The 17,010-nt window shown below is 64.6% G+C and carries 16 protein-coding genes; 13 read left to right on the forward strand and 3 right to left on the reverse strand.

Annotated features, from left to right (window positions below; translation table 11 throughout):
• Positions 1–57 precede the first annotated feature (57 nt).
• Positions 58–2,772 (reverse strand): preprotein translocase subunit SecA, encoded by a 2,715-nt coding sequence (secA, locus tag BKY27_RS15865; protein WP_071675470.1) that lies wholly within the window; start codon positions 2,770–2,772, stop codon positions 58–60.
• A 219-nt stretch (positions 2,773–2,991) separates the two neighbouring features.
• Here secA and BKY27_RS15870 point away from each other — a divergent pair, with 219 nt between their 5' ends.
• The 4 genes from BKY27_RS15870 to BKY27_RS20540 all read left to right on the forward strand — a co-directional run bounded on the left by BKY27_RS15870 (position 2,992) and on the right by BKY27_RS20540 (position 5,892).
• Positions 2,992–3,825, forward strand: a complete 834-nt coding sequence (locus tag BKY27_RS15870) for a peptidylprolyl isomerase (protein WP_071675471.1) — start codon at positions 2,992–2,994, stop codon at positions 3,823–3,825.
• Positions 3,826–3,844: 19 nt separating this feature from the next.
• Entirely contained in the window at positions 3,845–5,233 is a 1,389-nt protein-coding gene (gene argJ, locus BKY27_RS15875; RefSeq protein WP_071675472.1) for a bifunctional glutamate N-acetyltransferase/amino-acid acetyltransferase ArgJ, read from the forward strand.
• Entirely contained in the window at positions 5,230–5,628 is a 399-nt protein-coding gene (locus BKY27_RS15880; RefSeq protein ID WP_071675473.1) for a (deoxy)nucleoside triphosphate pyrophosphohydrolase, read from the forward strand. The genes argJ and BKY27_RS15880 overlap by 4 nt, the downstream gene beginning before the upstream one ends.
• 132 nt (positions 5,629–5,760) lie before the next feature.
• Positions 5,761–5,892, forward strand: a complete 132-nt coding sequence (locus tag BKY27_RS20540; RefSeq protein WP_267888897.1) for a hypothetical protein — start codon at positions 5,761–5,763, stop codon at positions 5,890–5,892.
• Here the strand turns inward: BKY27_RS20540 and BKY27_RS15885 are convergent.
• Positions 5,889–6,224, reverse strand: a complete 336-nt coding sequence (locus BKY27_RS15885) for an Hpt domain-containing protein (protein WP_158514990.1) — start codon at positions 6,222–6,224, stop codon at positions 5,889–5,891. The two genes, BKY27_RS20540 and BKY27_RS15885, sit on opposite strands and share 4 nt — an antisense overlap.
• 147 nt (positions 6,225–6,371) lie before the next feature.
• Here BKY27_RS15885 and BKY27_RS15890 point away from each other — a divergent pair, with 147 nt between their 5' ends.
• Positions 6,372–7,643, forward strand: coding sequence for a PP2C family protein-serine/threonine phosphatase (locus BKY27_RS15890; protein ID WP_233491863.1), 1,272 nt, complete (start codon positions 6,372–6,374; stop codon positions 7,641–7,643).
• On the opposite strand, the gene BKY27_RS15895 is transcribed toward BKY27_RS15890, so the two are convergent.
• The gene (locus BKY27_RS15895; protein WP_071675474.1) at positions 7,633–8,082 is read right to left on the reverse strand and encodes an NUDIX hydrolase; all 450 of its coding nucleotides are present in this window, start codon (positions 8,080–8,082) and stop codon (positions 7,633–7,635) included. The two genes, BKY27_RS15890 and BKY27_RS15895, sit on opposite strands and share 11 nt — an antisense overlap.
• A gap of 103 nt (positions 8,083–8,185) precedes the next feature.
• On the opposite strand from BKY27_RS15895, the gene hslO reads away from it, so the two are divergent.
• From hslO to BKY27_RS15935, 8 genes are read left to right on the forward strand one after another with little or no spacing between them, the layout of a single operon-like run.
• The gene (gene hslO, locus BKY27_RS15900) at positions 8,186–9,190 is read left to right on the forward strand and encodes an Hsp33 family molecular chaperone HslO (RefSeq protein WP_071675475.1); all 1,005 of its coding nucleotides are present in this window, start codon (positions 8,186–8,188) and stop codon (positions 9,188–9,190) included.
• A complete protein-coding gene (locus tag BKY27_RS15905; RefSeq protein ID WP_071675476.1) occupies positions 9,174–9,776 on the forward strand; it encodes a CoA pyrophosphatase in 603 nt (200 codons plus the stop codon). Before hslO ends, BKY27_RS15905 begins: the two co-directional genes overlap by 17 nt.
• Positions 9,773–10,927, forward strand: a complete 1,155-nt coding sequence (locus tag BKY27_RS15910; RefSeq protein WP_071675477.1) for a CCA tRNA nucleotidyltransferase — start codon at positions 9,773–9,775, stop codon at positions 10,925–10,927. The genes BKY27_RS15905 and BKY27_RS15910 overlap by 4 nt, the downstream gene beginning before the upstream one ends.
• 54 nt (positions 10,928–10,981) lie before the next feature.
• Positions 10,982–11,560, forward strand: a complete 579-nt coding sequence (locus BKY27_RS15915; RefSeq protein WP_324610014.1) for a LysE family translocator — start codon at positions 10,982–10,984, stop codon at positions 11,558–11,560.
• A 49-nt stretch (positions 11,561–11,609) separates the two neighbouring features.
• Positions 11,610–13,454: an ABC transporter ATP-binding protein gene (locus tag BKY27_RS15920; protein ID WP_071675479.1), complete on the forward strand. Its 1,845-nt coding sequence runs from the start codon at positions 11,610–11,612 to the stop codon at positions 13,452–13,454.
• Positions 13,451–15,313 carry an ABC transporter ATP-binding protein gene (locus BKY27_RS15925; RefSeq protein ID WP_071675480.1) on the forward strand — a complete coding sequence of 621 codons (1,863 nt, stop codon included), beginning with the start codon at positions 13,451–13,453 and terminating at the stop codon, positions 15,311–15,313. The genes BKY27_RS15920 and BKY27_RS15925 overlap by 4 nt, the downstream gene beginning before the upstream one ends.
• 9 nt (positions 15,314–15,322) lie before the next feature.
• Positions 15,323–15,745, forward strand: a complete 423-nt coding sequence (locus tag BKY27_RS15930) for a VOC family protein (RefSeq protein WP_071675481.1) — start codon at positions 15,323–15,325, stop codon at positions 15,743–15,745.
• Between the two features lie 39 nt (positions 15,746–15,784).
• Positions 15,785–17,002, forward strand: a complete 1,218-nt coding sequence (locus tag BKY27_RS15935) for a class I SAM-dependent RNA methyltransferase (protein WP_071675482.1) — start codon at positions 15,785–15,787, stop codon at positions 17,000–17,002.
• The last annotated feature ends 8 nt before the right edge of the window (positions 17,003–17,010 follow it).

Below are 17,010 nucleotides of genomic sequence, written 5' to 3' on the forward strand. Positions count from 1 at the left end.
CAGGGGTATTGTCTTGAACAAAGGCCCGGTCCTGTCGGTCCGGGCCCTTTTTTTCGATCAGGTCAGGCGACCGTGGCAATGCTTGAACTTGTTGCCCGATCCGCAGGGGCAGGGATCGTTCCGACCCGGATTGCCCCATGTGGTGGGATCGTTATCCACGAAGCCATCGACCAGCGGCGTCGGCGCATCGGGATCGACGCCCGAGGCCTGCGCCACGGCCTGATCGGCAGCGTCCTGCGTGGCCTGCTGGCGTTCCTGCATCTGGCGAATGACCTCTTGCTGCTGTTCCGGCGTCAGCGGCTGGATGCGGCTGAGCTTTTCGGTCACGTCGGCGCGCAGCCCGTCGAGCATCATTTCGAAAAGCTGGAACCCTTCGGTCTTGTATTCGTTCAGCGGATCGCGCTGCGCATAGCCGCGAAAGCCCACGACCGAGCGCAGGTGCTCCAGCGTCAACAGATGCTCGCGCCACTTGGCGTCGATGGTCTGCAACAAAAGCTGCTTTTCGATCTGGCGCATGTTCTCGGGCCCGAAATCCACAGCCTTCTTGGCCATGTATTCATCCGACGCCTTCACGATGCGCTCTCGCACCACCTCGTCATCCACGCCTTCTTCATCGGCCCAGTCTGCAACTGGCAGGTCAAGGGCAAGCGCCTGCTTGATCGCCTCGTGCAGGCCGTCGGTGTCCCACTGATCGGCGTAGGAGCGCGGCGGCATGTATTGCTCGATCATGTCGTCGATAACCTGGTGGCGCATATCCTGCGCAATCTCGCCGATATCTTCGGCACCCATGATTTCCAGACGCTGGCCAAAGATTGCCTTACGCTGGTCGTTCATCACGTCGTCGAACTTGAGCAACTGTTTGCGGATGTCGAAGTTGCGCCCCTCGACCTTGGCTTGCGCCCGTTCCAGCGACTTGTTGACCCACGGGTGCACGATGGCCTCGCCATCCTTCATCCCCAGCGTGTTCAACATCTTGTCCAGCCGCTCCGACCCGAAAATCCGCATCAGGTCGTCTTCCAGCGACAGGAAGAAGCTGGACCGCCCCGGATCGCCCTGACGGCCAGACCGGCCGCGCAGCTGGTTGTCGATCCGGCGGCTTTCGTGGCGTTCGGTGGCCAGAACGTAAAGGCCACCGGCATCCTTCACCGCCTGTTCGTCAGCGGCATGTTCCGCTTCGATCCTCGCGCGGATTTCATCGGGGTGGGTGTCGGGATCGGCGGCGATGGCTTCCATCACCTTGAAGTCGACATTGCCGCCCAGTTTGATGTCGGTGCCGCGACCCGCCATGTTGGTGGCGATGGTGATCGCGCCCAGTTTACCGGCATCGGCAACGATCTGCGCCTCTTGCTCGTGCTGGCGGGCGTTCAGGACGTTGTGGGGCAACTTGGCCTCGGTCAGAAGCTGGCTCAGCATTTCCGACTTTTCGATCGAGGTCGTGCCAACCAGAACCGGCTGGCCCTTTTCATGGGCTTCGCGGATTTGCGCGACGATGGCGTCGTATTTCTCTTGCCCGGTGCGATAGACTTGGTCGTCCTCGTCAAGCCGGGCAATCGGGCGATTGGTGGGCACTTCCACCACGCCCAGCCCATAGATGGAATGGAATTCCTCGGCCTCGGTCACTGCCGTGCCGGTCATGCCCGACAGCTTGTCATAAAGGCGGAAGTAGTTCTGGAAGGTCACGCTGGCGAGCGTTACGTTTTCCGGCTGGATCTTGACGCCTTCCTTGGCCTCGATCGCCTGATGCAGACCGTCCGACAGGCGGCGCCCAGCCATCATCCGGCCGGTGAATTCGTCGATCAGAACGACCTCGTCACCGCGAACGATGTAATCCTTGTCCTTGTGAAAGACCTTGTGCGCCCGCAAGGCGTTGGTCGCGTGGTGGACGATCGTGGTCGATTCAGGGTCGTAGAGGCTTTGCCCCTCGGGCAGGATACCGACCTCTGACAGGCGCTGTTCGAGGAACTCGTTGCCCTCGTCGGTATAGGTCACCTGCCGGGCCTTCTCGTCGTGGGTGTAGTGGTCGTCCTGAATCTCGGGCATGACCTCGTTCATGCGCACATACAGCTCGGACCGGTCATCCGACGGCCCCGAGATGATCAGCGGCGTTCGCGCTTCGTCGATCAGAATCGAGTCCACCTCGTCGACAATCGCGAAATTGTGACCGCGCTGCGCCATCTCTTTCAGGCTGGCGCGCATGTTGTCGCGCAAATAGTCGAACCCAAGCTCGTTGTTCGTCGCGTAGGTGATGTCGGCCTGATAGGCCTCGCGCTTCTCAGGATCGGGCTGGCGCGGGTAGACGACACCGGTGGTCATCCCAAGCGCGGTGTAGACCTTGCTCATCCAGTCCGCGTCGCGTTTGGCAAGGTAATCGTTCACGGTGACGATATGCACGCCCTTGCCGGTCAGCGCGTTCAGATAGGCCGGGAACGTAGCGACCAGCGTCTTGCCTTCGCCGGTCTTCATCTCGGAAATATTGCCCTGATGCAGGAAAATACCGCCCATCAACTGCACGTCGAAAGCCCGCAGGCCAAGGGCGCGGCGGGCGGCTTCACGGCAGTTTGCAAAGGCTTCCGGCAGCAGATCGTCCAGACTTTCGCCATTTTGCGCGCGATTTCGGAACTCGGCCGTCTTGGCGACGATATCCGTATCCGAGAGCTTTTCGTACTCTGGCTCCAGCGCGTTGATCTTTTCGACGAGGGGGCGGGTGGCTTTTACCTTTCGGTCATTCGGCGTGCCGAAAACCTTCTTCGCGATTGTTCCAAGCCCAAGCATATGTTCTGTCGCCCTTCCGCACCTTCGGTCCGCGAAATGCGGCCGCTATCTGTCTCACCGTTGGGGCACCGGGTTGTTCGGCTCCTTGCGGACGTCTACAACGACCCCCAAGTCAGGTCAGGCTCCGATGCCAAACCCGCATGGGACATAAGGGGCTGCTTGAAATGTGTCAACGCGACCGGGAGGCTCATCTCGGTCAAGCAACATGGGAAATCTTCTATGACGAAAACGTTCCTCGCCAGTGCAGCGGTCGCTGCGCTCATGATCTCGCCCGCCTCCGCTCAGGATGCCAGCACCGTTCTGGCAACCGTGAACGGCCATGATATCACTCTTGGGCATGTCATCGTGGCGCAGTCGCAACTGCCGCAGCAGTACCAGACCCTGCCGGACGATGTGCTGCTGCAAGGCATCCTGGAACAGCTGGTTCAGCAAGAGGTCGTCGCCTCCGCCGCTCAGGACGGCATGTCCGGCGCCATGCGCATCGGTCTGGAAAACGAGCAGCGCGCCTACATCGCCGCCATGACACTCGACGAAGTTTCGCAAGGCGAAATCGCAGACGCGGATCTTCAGGCCGAATACGATGCGCAATACGCAGACGTGGAACCGGTGACCGAATACAACGCCTCGCATATCCTCGTCGATTCCGAAGACGCCGCACAGGCGCTGATCGAGCAACTGGAAAACGGTGCCGACTTTGCCGATCTCGCCCGCGAGAATTCGACCGGCCCGTCCGGCCCCAACGGCGGAGAGCTTGGCTGGTTCAGCGAAGGCATGATGGTGCCCCCGTTCGAAGCCGCTGTGACGGACCTGTCGGTCGGCGAAGTTTCGGCCCCCGTCCAGACCCGCTTTGGCTGGCATGTGATCAAGCTCAACGAAACCCGCGAGCAGGCCGCCCCCACGCTGGACGAAGTGCGTGACCAACTGGTCGAGGGTCTGCGCCAGGCGCGCGTCGACGAATACATTCAGAACCTCACCGACGCCGCGGACGTCGCGCGCCCTGAGCTTGACATCGACCCCGCACTTATCCGTGATGTGGATCTGCTGAACAACTGATCCGACACGAGGGGCGGGCATGGCCAAGAAAGACAAAGCGGCGAAAGCCGGAGCCAGCAAGACCGAGGTCGATGACCTCAAGCGCAAGCTCAACAAGCTGCGCAAGAAGCTCAAGGCCGAACGCGCTGCTGTCGCCGAAGCCCCCGCCCCGGAGACATCGGTGCCAGCGGTATCGCCGCTGGCACCCAAGGAGGGCTTCCCCGCCATTCCCGCCATCGACGGCGTCCGTCTGGCGGCCGCCCCGGCCGGGGTGAAATACAAGAACCGCAACGACGTTATGCTGGTGGAAATCGCTCCGGGCAGCAGTGTAGCGGGAGTGTTTACCCGGTCATCGACCCGCTCGGCCCCGGTGCGCGATTGCGAAGACAAGCTGGCCGCGCTGGACAAGGACAGCGAACAGGGATTTGCCATCATCGTGAACTCGGGCAATTCCAACGCCTTCACCGGTCATGCCGGCCAGCAAACCGTCGATGAGGTCACCGGCACGCTCGCCAAGCTGATGGGCTTGCCCAATGGCCATGTGTTTTCCGCCTCGACCGGCGTCATTGGCGAACCGCTGCCCGCCGCCAGGATCACCGACGCGATGACCGCCCTGCGCGACGGTCTCGATGCCGGTCACTGGGAACCTGCCGCGCGCGCCATCATGACCACCGACACCTTCGCCAAGGGCGCGATGGCAGAGGTCGAGATCGACGGCCAGACTGTGCACATCGCCGGGTTCGCCAAGGGGTCGGGCATGATTGCGCCGGACATGGCGACGATGCTGGGCTATGTCTTTACCGACGCCGCCGTCTCGCGTCCGGCGCTGCAATCCATGCTGAAATCCGCCACCAACGGCAGCTTCAACGCCATCACGGTGGACAGCGACACCTCGACCTCGGACACGGTGATGCTGGCTGCGACCGGAAAGGCGGGCAACCGAAGGATCACCTCGGCGCGCAGCGCCGACGGACAGGTCTTTGCCGCCGCGCTGCAAGACGTGCTGCGCGACCTCGCGCTTCAGATCGTGCGCGACGGCGAGGGCGCCACCAAACTGGTTGAGGTGCGGGTGACCGGCGCCAAGACACCCCGTGACGCCGACAAGGTGGCCCGATCCATCGCCAATTCGCCGTTGGTCAAGACCGCCATCGCCGGAGAAGACCCCAACTGGGGACGGGTGGTGATGGCCGTCGGGAAATCCGGCGCAACCGCTGACCGTGACCTGCTGACGATCCGCTTTGGCGACGTGCTGGTGGCCGAAAAGGGCTGGGTCTCGCCCACCTATTCGGAAGAAGCGGGTGCCGCCTACATGACTGGCGAAGAGCTGCTGGTCGCCGTCGATCTCGGCCTTGGCGACGGGCAGGCGACCGTCTGGACCTGCGACCTGACCCATCAATACATTTCGATCAACGCGGATTACCGGTCGTGAAAACCGTTCTGGTCTCTGCCGTGGCCCTGATCGACGGCGACGGGCGGGTGCTGCTGGCACAACGCCCCGAGGGCAAACCAATGGCCGGGCTATGGGAATTTCCGGGCGGCAAGGTCGAATCGGGCGAAACGCCCGAGGTCGCCCTCGTCCGCGAGTTGCAGGAAGAACTGGGCATCGACACGTGGGAAAGCTGTCTCGCGCCGCTGACCTTCGCCAGCCACAGCTACGACGATTTCCACCTGCTCATGCCGCTCTTTGCCTGCCGCAAATGGGCCGGCATTGTCACCCCGCGCGAGGGCCAGACCCTGGCCTGGGCGCGACCCACCCAGTTGCGCGACTATCCAATGCCGCCAGCGGATATCCCTTTGATACCGATCCTGCGCGATTGGGTGTAGCAGCTCTTCGGGACGCGATTCCCATCGCAATCTCTGTTTTCGATGCGACGCTGTTGCGGCATCCTGAACCCCGATGCGTGACCGCGGAATAGTCCAGTCGGGCCTTTTCCGCCCGAGTTTGGGAACCTCGACATGATCAAGACGATCACTCTTGGTAGCTGCGTCTACGTGCAAGGACAGGTTGTTCGGACCTTGCCGAACGGGCACTTGGTCGTGCGCGTCGGCGAGCAGGTGTTCACCGGTCCCTCCGTCACCGCCTACTAGGCCGCCAGTGACGGCAGGTCCGGCCCGAACGCGGCCAATGATTCCAGATACAACCAATCCAGCCGAACCAGATCTGGCCGCCTGCCCGCGTCAATCATGGTCTCTGCCGCGAAACAGGCCTCCGCGAAGGCGCTGAACCCAAGGTTGAGCGCGCTGCCCCTCAACCCATGGAAATCCTCGGCCCGGGCGAGGCCCGGATTGGCCGAAAGCGCATCCAGCGTTTCCGAGATTTCCTCCAAAAAAACGGCTGCCACGTCGTGAAAATCCTCCTCGCCGATCTCTTGGCGCAACTCCTTCAACCTGTTTCGATCTATCAGACTCATCTTACTCATTCCCAAACGCCCCGCTGCGCAGTCTGCTCGGGCAGGGCTTAACAAATGCTTCATCGGGCGCGGAAAATCGGGGGCATTTTAGCATTCACCCGACCTTAACCCGTGGTGGGGCAGCAAGGAGTCGAGGAATGCACGACGAGGCCCCGTTTGCCGGAAGATATTACCATACGCGCCGATCAGCGGCCCCTTGGCGCTGCTGCGCTGGCGCCCTCGCATGTGCTGGTTCTGGAAAACAGCCGCGCGCAACGGCGTCTTCTGGCGACGCTGCTTCGCAAATGGGGGCACGAGGTGACAGTTTGTGCAACACCAGCCGAGGCGCTCGATATCCTGCGCCGCAGCCCCATCCCCATCGTGCTGACCGACTGGATGATGCCGGGCATGTCCGGGCCGGATTTCTGCCGCGCCTTTAGGTTGCTCGACCGGGAAAGTTACGGCTACGTCATCCTTCTGACCTCGAAATCCGACAAGTCCGAGATCGCGCAGGGGTTGGAGGCCGGGGCCGATGATTTCGTGACCAAACCGGTGACGCCCCCGGAACTGCGCGCGCGGATTCAGGCGGGCGAGCGGATCGTTGCGATGCAAACCGAACTCGTCCGCCAGAACCGGCAGATTCGCACCACGCTGGCCGAGATTCGCTCGCTTTACGATGCGCTCGACCGCGACCTGCTGGAAGCAAAGCGCCTGCAAGATTCGCTGGTGCCGGAAATCTTCCGCCCGGTGACGAACGGCTCGGTCGCGCTGGCCCTGCATTCCAGTGGCCATGTCGGGGGAGATCTCGTCGGCATGTTTCCGATTCCGGGCGACCGGCTGGGGCTCTTTTCGCTCGACGTGTCCGGGCATGGCGTGACCTCGGCACTGGTGACCGCGCGGATGGCGGGGCTGCTTGGCACCGCCGCGCCGGAACAAAACGTCGCCCTGATCCAGCAGGTCGGCGGGGACTGGGCCGCCCTGCCGCCCGATGCCGTTGCGGCCAAGCTCAACGCCATGATGTTCAACGAGGTCGAGACCGACCTTTATTTCACCCTCTGCCTTGCAGATGTGGACCTGACGACAGGGCGGGTGCGCATGGTGCAGGCCGGGCACCCGCACCCCGCGATCCTGCATCCCGGCGGCGATGTCACATGGGCGGGGGACGGCGGGATGCCCATTGGCCTGTTGCCCAATGCGCGCTTTGAAACCATCGACCTGACCCTGTCCCCCGGCGACCGGCTGATCCTGCATTCCGACGGCTTCACCGAATGTGCCGCGCCCATGGGCGGGTTTCTGGGCGACACCGGGCTGGCCAGCATCCTGGCCCGCCACGCGGAAACCCCGCACGACCGCTTCCTGCCGCAGCTGGTTGCGGAATTGGAACGCTTCGGCGGGCGCGCGGATTTCGACGATGACGTCTCGGCCCTGTCGTTTCAGTTCACACCCTGAGGTGCGCGCGCGCCCGGCCCACGAAATGCCGGTCGCCATCCACGGCCAATTCCGCCTCGGCCTCATCCCACGGCAGGAACACCGGGTGGTGCCCCGGCTCGCTCGGGGCCGACAGGCGCGATCCAAGCTGCGCGACATAGATCGTGCACAGCTTTTGCGCCCAGATGTCGTAATCCGGCATATAGGTGAAGCGGTGGAACATCCCCATGCGGCGCGGCGTTTGAATGCGATACCCGGTTTCCTCGAACACCTCGCGGTGCAGCGCCGCCAAGGGCGACTCACCGGGGTCGATTCCACCGCCGGGCAGTTGCAACTCGGCCAGTGGCCGCTCCTGGAACGTGGCGAGAATACCGTCGCCCGCGAGGATCACGGCATACACCCCGCGGCGCGGCGTGTAGCGGCGGGCGGGGTCGGGTGGCTGTCCGAAACGGCGGTTCATCGGGCGGACTCCTCGGGCACCGGGCACGGCTTTGGGGTTGGCAAGGCGGTTGTCCCGCTTATATGGGCGCGGTATGCCAGCCCTCGTGGCAGAAGGAAAGCCAATGACCCTCAGCACCAAGATCGCATGGGACGACACCGTCCTGCCCTTTCAGCTCGACCGTGCAGATATTCGCGGCCGGGTGGCCCGCCTCGACGGGACGCTCGACCAGATCCTGTCGCAGCACAGCTACCCAGCGGGGATCGAATCGATGCTGGCGGAAATGGCGCTGCTGACGGCCCTGATCGGCCAGACGATCAAGCTGCGCTGGAAGCTGTCGCTTCAGGTGCGCGGCGACGGGCCTTTGCGCATTCTGGCGACCGACATCTATGCCCCCGCGAAAGAGGGTGAGCGCGCCCAGATCCGCGCCTATGCCAGCTATGACAAGGACCGCTACGTCGATGGGACGGACCCGTTCCGCCAGATCGGTAAAGGCTATTTCGCGATCCTGATCGACCAGGGTCAGGGCAATACCCCCTATCAGGGCATCACGCCGGTGGCGGGGGGCTCGCTGTCCTCTTGCGCCGAGGCGTATTTCGCCCAGTCCGAACAGTTGCCGACGCGCTTTGCCCTGTCGTTCGGGCGCAGCATGGAACCGGGCGGCCAGTCGGGTTGGCGCGCGGGGGGCGTGATGATCCAGCATATGCCCAAAGCCTCGCCGCATGTCACCGGCGAGGGCGGGTCAGGTGAAGAGGGCCTGCTGCAACCGGAAGATTTCCTTGGCGAAGACGATGCCGAGAACTGGAACCGCGCCAATATCCTGCTCGACACGGTCGAAGAGCTGGAACTCGTCGGCCCCTCGGTGGCGCCGACCGACCTGCTCTTGCGTCTGTTCCACGAAGAGCGGCCGCGCATCTACACCGCGCTGCCGGTCAAATTCGGCTGCACCTGTTCTGAAACCCGCGTGCGGGAAAGCCTGTCGATCTACTCGGCCAAGGACATCGCCCACATGACCACGGATGAAGGCACAGTGACCGCCGATTGCCAGTTCTGCGGGGCGCATTACGTGTTCGATCCGCAGACACTCGGGTTCGAGGCCACCAAGAACCCGGATGGCTCCGATCTCTGAGCTTGGGATCATAGAACGGGCGTTGGCCGGGGCTGCCCCGGCCTCGTCCGACTATGACCTCAACCCGGGCATTGTCCTGCCCGAGGGGCGCAAACTACGGCCCGCCGCCGTCCTGATGCCGATCCTCGAAACACCGAATGGCGCGCGGGTCATCCTGACCAAGCGCTCGGCGATGTTGAAGCATCACCCCGGACAGGTCGCCTTCCCCGGTGGCAAGGTCGATGCCACCGACGCCAGCCCCGAGGCCGCCGCGCTGCGCGAAAGCCACGAGGAAATCGGTCTCGACCCAAGCCAAGTGGACATCCTCGGGCACCTGCCGCCGCATGAAACCGTGACCAGCTACACCGTGACCCCCTTCGTGGGCCGCATCCGCGCGCCCTTTTCGCCGGTGCCAGAGCTGGGCGAGGTGGCCGAGGTCTTCTCGGTCCCCCTGTCCTTCCTGATGACCCCGGCCTCGTACCGGGTGGAACGGCGCCATTGGCGGGGGGTCTGGCGGTCCTATTACGTGGCCCCCTACGGCCCCTATTACATCTGGGGCGCGACCGCCCGGATGCTCAAGGGTCTGGCCGACCGGGTGGCGGCATGATCCTGGCGGCAGACTGGTTGCATCACCCCGGCACCCAAGCGCTGTGCAAGGCGCTGGAGGCCGAGGGCTTTCACGCGCTCTTCGTCGGCGGCTGCGTGCGCAACGGGCTGTTGAACCTGCCCACCGATGACATCGACCTGTCCACCGATGCGCGGCCCGAAACCGTTATCCGCATCGCCGAGGCCGCCGGGTTGAAACCCGTGCCCACGGGCATCGACCACGGCACGATCACCGTCGTCGCCAAAGGCCTGCCGCACGAAGTCACAACCTTTCGCAAGGATGTGGAAACCGATGGACGCCGCGCCGTGATCGCCTTTGCCGACGCGGTGGAAGACGACGCCATGCGACGCGACTTTACCATGAACGCGCTCTATGCCGATGCCTCGGGCCGGGTGATCGACCCGTTGGGACAGGGCGTGGCGGATTTGCAGGCCGGGCGGCTGCGCTTCATCGGCGACCCGCATGACCGTATCCGCGAAGACTACCTGCGTATCCTGCGCTTCTTCCGCTTCCACGCTCACTACGCCGATCAACAGGCCGGGTTCGACCCCGATGGCCTTGCCGCCTGCGCCGAGATGGCCGACGGCATCGACCGGTTGTCGCGCGAACGGATCGGGCACGAGATGTGCAAGCTCTTGCGCGCCGCCGATCCCGCCCCCGCTGTCGCCGCGATGGAACAAGCCGGTATCCTGCGCCACGCCCTGCCGGGGGCCGGGGCCAAGGCGCTGCCCATCCTTGTCCATGCCGAACAGGGCTTTGGTGTCGCGCCCGATCATTGCCGCCGCCTTGCCGCGCTTGGTGGCGACGCCCCGATGCAGGCGCTGCGCCTGTCCAAACCCGATGCGCGGCAGGTCACGATGCTGCGCGATGCGGTCGGCTCGCTCATGGGGGCCGGTGAACTTGGCTATCGTCTTGGGGCGGATGCCGCCCGCGACGTGCTGCTCTTGCGCGTGGCGCTGCTGGAACTCCCCCTCGCGCAATCGGACCTTGACTCCGCCCGCGCCGCCGATGGCCTGCAGGTGCCGGTGAAACCCGGCGACCTGATGCAGATCGGCCTGCGCGGCCCGGCCCTTGGCGACCGCCTGCGCGAGATCGAGACACGCTGGATCGCCTCGGGCTTTACCCTGACACGGGACCAGTTGCTGCCTTGACAGCCCCTGCGCCCTGACGTCCTGTCAGCCGACCCGCAGCACCGGACACGCATCTTGGACCCGCTCTACGCCTTTGTTTTCGCCGGACTGTTCTCGCCCGGCCCCAATGTTATCCTGCTGACCGCTTCGGGCGCGCGCTTCGGCTTTCGCGCGACGCTGCCGCATGTGGTGGGCGTGGCGCTTGGCGTCGGCGTGATCGCGGCGGTGGTGGGCCTTGGGGTCGGCGCGCTGTTGCTGGCGCAACCGGGGCTGTCCTTTGCCCTCAAAATGATCGCGGCGGGCTGGATCTTGTGGATGGCATGGCGGCTGACCCACACCCGCCAACTTTCGGTCGGCAAGGCCGGGGACAAACCCTTTACGGCATGGCAAGCGGTGCTGTTTCAGTGGGTCAACCCCAAGGTCTGGGCCGTGGCGATGGCCGCCGCCGCAGGCTATGGGGCGGGCCTTGGCCCGATGGGCGAGGCACAGCGGCTGGCCCTCGCCTTTTCCGGACTCAACCTCTTCGTTTGCCTGTTCTGGAGCTTTGCCGGATCACTGCTGGCCCTGCTGCTGACAACCCCCCGTGCGTGGACGGTGTTCCGACTGTGCATGAGTGCAGCCCTCGCCGGATCTGCCATCATGGTCTTCCTGTAACGACCGGGCTATATCTGCCGCAACAGGACCCTTTTCAAGCGCGCGTTGCATGTTCCGGTTTTTCGAAAACCTGGTGAATCCCTATGTGGACTATCCCGAGACGGACAGCCCACCCAACCGGCTGTGGCCGTTCTTGTGGGACTATTCGCAACCCTTCAAGCGGCTCTTCCTGATCACCGCCATCATGTCGGTCGTCGTGGCCGCGATGGAGGTCTGGCTGATCCACTACATGGGCCGCCTCGTCGACCTTCTGTCCGGCGCCACCCCGGCCGAGGTGCTGGCGGCTCACGGGCTGGAACTGGTCGCCGTCGCGGTCTTCATCCTGATCGTCCGTCCCGTGTTGCAGGGGCTGGACGTGGCGCTGCTGAACAACGGCATCCTCGTCAATTTCGGCACGCTCATCCGCTGGCGCGCGCATCGGCACGTGCTGCGCCAATCCGTGGGCTGGTTCGAGAACGACTTTGCCGGACGGCTGGCCAACCGCATCATGCAGGCCCCCCCGGCCGCTGGCGACGCGGTGTTTCAGGTCTTCGATGCGATCACCTTTTCCATCGCTTACCTGATCGGCGCGGCCGTGCTGCTGTGGGAGGCCGACATTCGCCTTGTGCTGCCACTTCTGGTCTGGCTCGCGTTCTATGGCGTGCTGGTGCGCTGGACGATGAAACGCGTCGGCCCCGCCTCCAAGGCCAGTTCCGACGCGAGGTCGATGACCACGGGGCGCGTGGTGGACAGCTATACCAACATCCACTCGGTCAAGCTGTTCGCCCATCACGACAGCGAAATCGCCTACGCCAAGGACGCGATCGAGCATACCCGCCGCACCTTCGCCAATGAGATGCGAATTTTTACCATGATGGACGTGATGCTGACCGCGTTGAACGGCTTTCTGGTCGTGGCCGTGGTGGGCTGGAGCGTGTGGCTCTGGGTCCAAGGTTCGGCTTCGGTCGGGGTGGTGGCGGCGGCAACGGCGCTGACGCTGCGCCTCAATGCCATGACCGGCTGGATCATGTGGGCGGTCTCGACCTTCTTCCGCTCGCTCGGGGTCGTGGCCGAGGGGATGGAAACCATCGCACAACCCATCGACCTCGTGGATACCCCCGATGCAACGCCGCTGGCCCTGACCAGGGGCGGGGTCCGCATGGACGGCCTCAGCCACCACTACGGGCGCGGCAGCGGCGGCTTGCGCGATGTGACACTGACCATCAAACCCGGCGAAAAGGTCGGCCTGATCGGCCGCTCCGGCGCGGGAAAATCAACTCTGGTGAAACTGCTCTTGCGCTTTTACGACCCCGAAGGCGGGCGAATCCTGATCGACGGTCAGGACATCACCAAGGTCACGCAGGACAGTCTGCGCCTGAACATCGGCATGGTGCAGCAGGACAGTTCCCTTTTGCACCGCTCGGTGCGCGACAACATCCTCTATGGCCGCCCCGACGCCACCGAGGAAGAGATGATCGAGGCCGCGAAACGCGCCGAGGCGCATGATTTCATCCTCGACCTGGCAGACCCGCAGGGCCGCATCGGCTATGACGCCCATGTCGGCGAACGCGGTGTGAAACTGTCCGGCGGGCAGCGCCAGCGGGTGTCCCTTGCCCGCGTGATCCTGAAAGACGCCCCCATTCTGGTGCTGGACGAAGCCACAAGCGCGCTCGACAGCGAGGTCGAGGCGATGATCCAGACCACGCTTTACGGCGTGATGGAGGGCAAGACCGTGATCGCCATCGCGCACCGCCTGTCCACCATCGCCCATATGGACCGGATCGTGGTGCTGGATGACGGCACGGTGGCCGAGATCGGCACCCATGACGACCTGCTGGCCAAGGGCGGGCTCTATGCCGGGTTCTGGGCGCGGCAATCGGGCGGCTTCATCGGCACCGAGGAGGCCGCCCAATGACCCAATGGCACCGGCTTCTGGGACGCCTTGCAAACCTGATCGACGCCTTTGCGCCCGCTGGCGGCCCACCACCGCGCACGCTCTGGGCCTTCATCCGCTGGTGCCTTGACGGGTCGTGGCCGGTGATCTGGCTGGCCTGCCTCGTCTCGGCGCTGGCCGGGTCAATGGAGGTCGTTTCGGCCTGGTATCTGGGCGTCATCGTCGACAGCGTGTCCAACAGCGGCGACCCTCAGGGCTATGTCCTGCAATACTGGCCGATGCTTCTGGGGTATGTCGCCTTCTTCCTTGCCGTGCGCCCGCTGGCCTTCGGGGTTTCAGCGGCGTTCAACGGCATCACCCTGCCGATCAACATCTACCCCCTGATCCAGTCGCGCCTGCACCGCTGGACGCTTGGCCATGCCGTCACCTTCTTCGACAACGATTTCGCCGGTCGGATCGCGCAGAAACAGGCACAAACAGCCAACGCGCTGACCCTGACAGTCACGGAATCGATCAACGCCTTCGTCTTTGCCATCGCGTCGCTCGCGGGCTCTGCCGTGCTGCTGGCCGCGATTGACTGGCGCATCGCGGTGGTCCTGTTTGTCTGGCTCGTCGGCTACATCTGGATGATCAAGTGGTTCATGCCCCGCGTCCGGTCGCGGTCCAAGGCGCGGGCCGCCGCGCGGGCCAACGTGACCGGGCAGGTCGTCGACACCATCACCAACGTCAAGACCGTCAAGCTCTTCGGCCATACCGATCACGAAGATCGTGCCGCACTCGACGCGCTTGGCCTCTTCCGCGACCGGATGCTGGAATTCGGCACCCTCTCCACCGCCTTCCGCTTCGCGTTGATGGGCGTCGCGGGCATTTTGCCGGTTGTGCTGATCTTCTCCACCATCCTGCTGTGGCGGCAGGGCATCGCCACCCCCGGCGACATCGCCGCCGCCGGGGCCGTGTCGATGCGGATCGCCCAGATGACCGGCTGGGTCAGTTTCACCCTGATGGGCGTCTATTCCCATGTCGGTGAGGTCGAGGACGGGATGCGCACCATCACACCGCCGCACACCCTGACCGACGCCCCGAACGCCCGCCCCCTGCCACGCATCGCCGGGCGCGTCGGGTTCGAGAATGTGGGCTTTGCCTATGGCCGTGACGCGGGCGGGATCGAAGGGATCGACCTTGTCATCGAGCCGGGTCAAAGGATTGGCCTCGTCGGCGCCTCGGGCGCCGGGAAATCGACCCTCGTGAACCTGCTGATGCGTCTCTACGATGCGGAACAGGGACAGATCACGCTCGACGGGATCGACATCAGCACCGTGACCCAAGACAGCCTGCGCCAGCAGATCGCGACCGTCACGCAGGAAACGGCGATGTTCAACCGCACCGCCCGCGACAACATCCTCTATGGCCGCCCCGACGCCACCGAGGAAGAGATGATCGAAGCCGCGAAACGCGCCGAAGCGCATGACTTCATCCTCGACCTGCAAGATCACATGGGTCGCAAGGGCTATGAGGCCTTTCTTGGCGAACGCGGGGTCAAGCTCTCGGGTGGTCAGCGCCAGCGTATCGCGCTCGCCCGCGCCTTTCTCAAGGACGCGCCGGTTCTGGTGCTGGACGAGGCTACCAGCGCCCTCGACTCCGAGGTCGAGGCCGCGATTCAGGACACGCTGATCGACGTAATGCAGGGCAAGACCGTCATCGCCATCGCGCACCGGCTGTCCACTATCGCCCAGATGGACCGCATCATCGTGCTTGACCATGGCCGGATCGTCGAGGAAGGCTCGCATGACACTCTGCTCGCCTCGGACGGGCTTTATGCGCGCTATTGGAAACGGCAGTCGGGCGGCTTCATCGGGATCGAGGAAACCGCCGCCGAATAAGGAGGCCCCATGGACCTTGAAACCGTCACCCCCGAGGATTTCGGCCGCAGCCTGACAGGCATCGGCGTCAACCTGCTGTCGGGGGATGTGCGTGCGCTGGCCGGGTTCCTGTCCGATATGTTCGGCCTCACCGTCCACCGTCTTTCCGATGATTTCGCCATCGTCCGCCATGACGGGATGATGATGCAGTTGCATTCCGACGGCACTTTTGGCGGCCACCCGCTGCTTGGGCTGGTGCCGGAATCCCCGCCGCGCGGGGGTGGGCTGCAACTCTACCTCTTCGGGATTGACCCGGACGCCGCCGCGAAACGGGCCGAGGCGGCAGGTCACATGGTGCTGGAACAGCCCGCCGACAAGCCCCATGGGCTGCGAGAGGCCACGATCCTGTCGCCCGAAGGCTATGCGTTCAGCCCGGCCACCGCCGCGGCCTGACCGCTTCCCGCCGGGCGCAAACCGCGTTATGCCCGCGCCATGACCCAACTCATGATTCAAAGACTGGGCCACAAGGGCGACGGCATTGCCGCCGGTCCCGTTCTGGTGCCCATGACGCTGCCCGGCGAAACCGTCGATGGCGACGTCCATGATGGCCGCATGGACGCCCCCCGCGTCCTGACGCCTTCGCCCGACCGGGTAAAGGCCCCCTGCCGCCATTTCCGCCAATGCGGCGGCTGCGCCCTGCAACATGCCTCGGACGGGTTCCTTGCCCGGTGGAAACAAGAGGTCGTGGAAACCGCACTGGCCGCGCAGGGCGTCAGCACCGCTTTCCGCCCGATCCACGTTTCTCCGGCCCAGACCCGCCGCCGCGCCACGCTGGCCGGGACACGCACGAAAAAGGGCGCGCTGGTGGGGTTTCATGCGCGCCGCTCCGACACCATCGTGCCGATCACCGAATGCCATGTGCTGCACCCCGACCTGATCGAGGCGCTGCCTGCCCTGGCCGAGATGACCCGCATGGGCGGCTCGCGCAGCGCCACGCTGTCCTTCGCCCTGACGGTCGCTGCGGACGGCGTTGACTGCGCCGTGACCGGGGGCAAGCCGCTCGATGAAAGCCTGCGCCTGTCGCTGCCGAAATTCCTGCCCCGGTTCACCCGCCTGACATGGGGGGATGAAACGGTCTTCACCGAAACACCCCCGTCACAACAGTTCGGCAAGGCCGCCGTGGTGCCCCCGCCCGGCGCTTTCCTGCAAGCCACCCCGGATGGCGAGGCCGCCCTGCTCGCCGCGATGGAAGAGGCCACGTCAGGCGCCAAGATGATCGTGGACCTTTTCGCAGGCTGCGGCACGTTTTCCCTGCCGCTGGCGGCAAACGCCCCGGTTCACGCCGTCGAAGGCAGCCGGGAAATGATCGCCGCCCTCGACCACGGTGTGCGCCATGCCAACGGGTTGAAACAGGTCACAACCGAGGGGCGCGACCTCTTCCGTCGCCCCCTGATGGCCGATGACCTGGCCGCCTTCGACGCCGCCGTCATCGACCCGCCCCGCGCCGGGGCCGAGGCGCAGGTGGCAGAGCTGGCCACCGCGCGGCTGTCGCGGATCGGCTTCGTGTCCTGCAACCCGGTCACCTTTGCCCGCGATGCGAAAACGCTGACCGATGCGGGCTATCGCCTCGACTGGGTGCAGGTCATCGACCAGTTCCGGTGGAGCCCGCATGTCGAGCTTGCGGCACAGTTCACCCGACACGCGGGGTGACTGGCGGC

Origin of the sequence: Nioella nitratireducens (genome assembly GCF_001879715.1) — a bacterium.
In the GTDB taxonomy this organism is placed as follows: Bacteria; Pseudomonadota; Alphaproteobacteria; order Rhodobacterales; family Rhodobacteraceae; genus Nioella; species Nioella nitratireducens.

Coding starts and splice junctions, on each gene's coding strand:
- secA (WP_071675470.1), bottom strand. CDS start 2,772: ATGCTTGGGCTTGGAACAATCGCGAAGAAGGTTTTCGGCACGCCGAAT.
- BKY27_RS15870 (WP_071675471.1), top strand. CDS start 2,992: ATGACGAAAACGTTCCTCGCCAGTGCAGCGGTCGCTGCGCTCATGATC.
- argJ (WP_071675472.1), top strand. CDS start 3,845: ATGGCCAAGAAAGACAAAGCGGCGAAAGCCGGAGCCAGCAAGACCGAG.
- BKY27_RS20540 (WP_267888897.1), top strand. CDS start 5,761: ATGATCAAGACGATCACTCTTGGTAGCTGCGTCTACGTGCAAGGACAG.
- BKY27_RS15885 (WP_158514990.1), bottom strand. CDS start 6,224: ATGAGTAAGATGAGTCTGATAGATCGAAACAGGTTGAAGGAGTTGCGC.
- BKY27_RS15895 (WP_071675474.1), bottom strand. CDS start 8,082: ATGAACCGCCGTTTCGGACAGCCACCCGACCCCGCCCGCCGCTACACG.
- hslO (WP_071675475.1), top strand. CDS start 8,186: ATGACCCTCAGCACCAAGATCGCATGGGACGACACCGTCCTGCCCTTT.
- BKY27_RS15905 (WP_071675476.1), top strand. CDS start 9,174: ATGGCTCCGATCTCTGAGCTTGGGATCATAGAACGGGCGTTGGCCGGG.
- BKY27_RS15910 (WP_071675477.1), top strand. CDS start 9,773: ATGATCCTGGCGGCAGACTGGTTGCATCACCCCGGCACCCAAGCGCTG.
- BKY27_RS15920 (WP_071675479.1), top strand. CDS start 11,610: ATGTTCCGGTTTTTCGAAAACCTGGTGAATCCCTATGTGGACTATCCC.
- BKY27_RS15925 (WP_071675480.1), top strand. CDS start 13,451: ATGACCCAATGGCACCGGCTTCTGGGACGCCTTGCAAACCTGATCGAC.
- BKY27_RS15930 (WP_071675481.1), top strand. CDS start 15,323: ATGGACCTTGAAACCGTCACCCCCGAGGATTTCGGCCGCAGCCTGACA.
- BKY27_RS15935 (WP_071675482.1), top strand. CDS start 15,785: ATGACCCAACTCATGATTCAAAGACTGGGCCACAAGGGCGACGGCATT.